Source organism: Micrococcus sp. (assembly GCF_030523875.1).
Lineage (GTDB): Bacteria > Actinomycetota > Actinomycetes > Actinomycetales > Micrococcaceae > Micrococcus.
Genome location: NZ_JAUNHR010000073.1, coordinates 1 through 3,556 on the forward strand (window position 1 = coordinate 1; position 3,556 = coordinate 3,556).

Sequence of the window (3,556 nt, forward strand, 5' to 3'; positions counted from 1 at the left end):
GCGCCCCACGCGGCGGTGGGGTGCACCACGGGCCCGGCGAACGCGAGGGCCGGCGTCGCGCCGGCGGCGGTCCCGGCGGTCACGACGGCGGCCGCCGCCCCGGCCAGGACGGCGCGCCGCCCGGTCGGGGTGCGGCCGGCGTCAGAGCCGGGATCGCCGGCAGCGGGACCCTGGGCCCGGTGACGGGACAGGGGCGCGGGCCCGGCTCCGAGGGCGTGCCGGGGACGGTGGGCGGGGCGGGGGGCGTCGGTCATGGGGTCGGTGCTCCCGGGTCGGTCGGCGGCCGTCAGCGGCCGGGGACGGCGAAGTGGGTCAGGGCCGCGTCGCGGCCGTCCAGCTCGGCCCAGGGCTTGTCCACGCGGAACACCTGGAGGCCGAGGGTGGGCAGGTGCTCGCTCATGCTCAGCGCCGCGTCCTGGTCCGAGTCCAGGCTCATCAGGCGCATGCCCAGGTCCTGGAGCCAGGGCATGTGGCCCACCACGATCAGGCTGCGCACGCTCTCCTCCGTCTCGTTCACCACGGCCAGGGCCCGGGCGGCGTCGGCGGAGTAGAGGCGGCCGTCGAGGTAGGGGGTGGGGGCGGCCTCGCCGAGCCGCTCGGCCACCCACACCCACGTCTGGCGGGTGCACAGGGCGTCGGAGACCACGGCGGCCTCGGGGACGATCCCGTGCTCGAGCAGCCACTCGCCCGCGGCGGGGGCCTGGCGGTGGCCGCGCTCGGCGAGCGGGCGGTCGTGGTCGTCCACGCCGCCCGGCCACCCCGCCTTGGCGTGGCGGAGCAGGACGAGGGTCTTCGCGTCGGAGCCGGTCATGGGTGCCAGGCTACCGACGACGCCCCGCCCCCCTCGACGGGGGGCGGGGGCGTGCGGGGGCTCACGGCGGCGTCGTGCCCGGTCAGCGCCGGGACGGCGGGATCAGATGGAGTACTCGGGCGCCGCCCAGACCACGACCTCGGGGTGGCGGTAGAAGCGGTAGCCCTGGCCGCGCACGGTGCGCACGGTGTTGGCCAGCCGGCCGAGCTTGGCACGCAGGCGGCGGATGTGCACGTCGATCGTGCGCTCATTGGGGACCTCGTCCGAGTTCTTCCAGAGGCTCTCCAGCAGCTCCTCGCGGCCCACGGTGCGCTCGCCGTTCTCCACGAGGTAGTTGAGCAGCTCGAACTCCTTGAACGTGAGGTTCAGCGACTCGCCGTCCAGCTGCACCTCGCGCCGGGACAGGTCGATCAGCACGCCCGGCTGGCGCGTGGAGACGGGGGCGGGGGCCTGGGCGAGGTCCGGGCGGGCCGCGCCCTGGACGGTGGGGTCGCCGAGCACCTGGCGGACCACCTCGAGGTCCCGGCCGGAGGCGCCCGCGGGGGCCAGCGCCACGGCGGCGTGGGACTCCGAGCCGGGCACCAGCGACTCCACGTAGTGGCGCAGCTCGTTGGCCAGACGGGTCAGCGAGGTGCCGGCCGCCGAGGCCATCAGCTCGTCCATGCCCACGTAGATCACGAAGCCGCGGGCCTCGTTCTCGCGGGCCACGGCCTGCGGGCCCGGCACGCCGTTGGGGGCCAGGACGGGGGTGGGGGCGGTGTGCGTGGACTCCGGCGCCTCGGCCAGGCGCAGGTCGCCGCGGCGGGCACGGGAGAGGCTGGCGCGGCGCTGCGCGTTGCGCACCGAGATGTGGACGTAGCCGGCGGTCTCACCCATGACCCTCACTCCTCCTGCGATGGCTGCCGCGCCCTGGCACCGTTCGCCAGGCGTCGGCGTCATGTGACAACAATGTGACGTCGGACGGCGTCACGCAAACCCGGCAGGGGTGAGTGTCTCACCATGTGGGCAGATCCGCCGTTTTTGTGAGGCAACTCACTATTCCATGGGGCGAATGAACTGCCGAGATCCCGGTCACACTCCTCCGCCTGAGCCCGGCTACCACTGGGCCAGAAAGCATCCCTCGGTCGACCTGGCGGAATATTTATGCACTCGTTCCTGCATATCCGTTCCTCCACGACGACGCGGCCCCCGTCGTCGTCGACGGGGGCCGCGTGTTCCATCAGTGGAATGACACCTCCATCGCGTGGAGGTGTCCGAGATCACTCCGCGAGGCCGTAGAGGCGGTCGCCCGCGTCGCCGAGGCCGGGGACGATGTACGACTTCTCGTCGAGGCGCTCGTCCACCGCGGCGAGGTAGAGGTCCACCTCGTGCTCGCCCAGGGCCTCCTCCAGGCGCGCGACGCCCTCGGGCGCTCCGAGGAGGCAGATGCAGGTGACGCGCTCGGCGCCGCGCTCGTACAGGAAGCGGATCGCCTCGATGAGGGTGCCGCCCGTGGCGAGCATCGGGTCGAGGACGAACACATGACGGCCGGTGAGGTCGGCGGGCAGGCGCTCGGCGTACGTGACGATGTCCAGGGTCTCCTCGTTGCGCGCCATGCCCAGGAAGCCCACCTCCGCCGAGGGGGCCATCTTGGTCATGCCCTCGAGCATGCCCAGTCCGGCACGCAGGATCGGCACCACGAGCGGACGGGGACGGGCCAGGGTGGTGCCCGTGGTCACCGCCACCGGGGTCTCCACCTGCACCGACTCCACGGCCACGTCCCGGGTGGCCTCGTAGGCCAGGAGCATCACGAGCTCCTCGGCCAGCTGGCGGAAGATCATGGAGGGGGTCCGGCGGTCGCGCAGGACGGTGAGCTTGTGGGCCACGAGCGGGTGGTCGACGACGTGAAGGCGCATGGCGCACACGCTACCGTCCGCGGCGGCCCGTAGCCTGGGCGCGTGCCCGCCGCAGACCCCTCCCCCGCACCCACCGCCGAGCAGGAGCACGCCTGGATGGGCCTGGCCCTCGAGGCCGCCTGGGAGGCCGGGGCGGCCGGGGACGTGCCCATCGGCGCCGTCCTGGTGGGCGGGGACGGGGAGGTGCTCGCCGTCGTCGCCAACGAGCGGGAGCGCCACCACGACCCCACCGCCCATGCCGAGGTGCTCGCCCTGCGGCGGGGCGCCGAGGCCCGGGCCGCCGCGGGCGCCGCCGACGGCTGGCGCCTGTCCGACTGCACCCTCGTGGTGACCCTCGAGCCGTGCCCCATGTGCGCCGGGGCGCTGCTGCTGGCGCGGGTGCCGCGCGTGGTCTTCGGCGCGTGGGACCCCAAGGCCGGGGCGTGCGGGTCGGTGCTGGACGTGGTCCGGGACCCGCGCCTCAACCACGACGTGCACGTGCGCGCGGGCGTGCGCGGGGAGGAGTGCGGCCGGCTGCTGAGCGAGTTCTTCGCGGCGCGGCGCCCGGGCGCGGCCGGCGGGACGGCCCCGGACGACGACGGCGCCGCCCGCTCCGCCTGAGCGGGCCGGTTTGGGGGCGGGCGCGGCGCTCGGGTAGGCTGGGCCGGTCTGGTGACGTGTCCGAGCGGCCGAAGGTGCAGCACTCGAAATGCTGTGTACGGTAACCCCGTACCGTGGGTTCAAATCCCACCGTCACCGCCAGAACTGAGGAAGGGCCCGGGAGCAGTGCTCCCGGGCCCTTCCGTCCTCTGCGGCGCGGTCGGAGCCTGCGGATGCCGGCCCGACTACCCTGGCGCCATGTCCGCCGCCC

General features: G+C 74.5%; 4 protein-coding genes, 1 tRNA gene and 1 pseudogene. 2 read left to right on the forward strand and 4 right to left on the reverse strand.

Annotated elements, in window-relative coordinates; all coding sequences use genetic code 11:
* The 4 genes and pseudogenes from Q4D18_RS09370 to upp form a co-directional block, all read right to left on the reverse strand.
* Positions 1-254: pseudogene (locus Q4D18_RS09370) on the reverse strand (hypothetical protein); the annotation flags it as partial.
* A gap of 32 nt (positions 255-286) precedes the next feature.
* Positions 287-811 carry a histidine phosphatase family protein gene (locus Q4D18_RS09375; protein WP_303127654.1) on the reverse strand — a complete coding sequence of 175 codons (525 nt, stop codon included), beginning with the start codon at positions 809-811 and terminating at the stop codon, positions 287-289.
* 102 nt (positions 812-913) lie between these two features.
* On the reverse strand, positions 914-1,687 hold the full coding sequence (locus Q4D18_RS09380) for a winged helix-turn-helix domain-containing protein (protein ID WP_303127656.1): 774 nt from the start codon (positions 1,685-1,687) through the stop codon (positions 914-916).
* 383 nt (positions 1,688-2,070) lie between these two features.
* The gene (gene upp / locus Q4D18_RS09385; RefSeq protein ID WP_303127658.1) at positions 2,071-2,706 is read right to left on the reverse strand and encodes a uracil phosphoribosyltransferase; all 636 of its coding nucleotides are present in this window, start codon (positions 2,704-2,706) and stop codon (positions 2,071-2,073) included.
* 42 nt (positions 2,707-2,748) lie between these two features.
* Between upp and tadA the strand changes: the two genes are divergently transcribed.
* Both tadA and Q4D18_RS09395 read left to right on the forward strand, forming a co-directional pair.
* Positions 2,749-3,306 (forward strand): tRNA adenosine(34) deaminase TadA, encoded by a 558-nt coding sequence (tadA, locus tag Q4D18_RS09390; protein ID WP_303127661.1) that lies wholly within the window; start codon positions 2,749-2,751, stop codon positions 3,304-3,306.
* Positions 3,307-3,356: 50 nt separating this feature from the next.
* Positions 3,357-3,447 (forward strand) — tRNA-Ser (locus Q4D18_RS09395).
* The last annotated feature ends 109 nt before the right edge of the window (positions 3,448-3,556 follow it).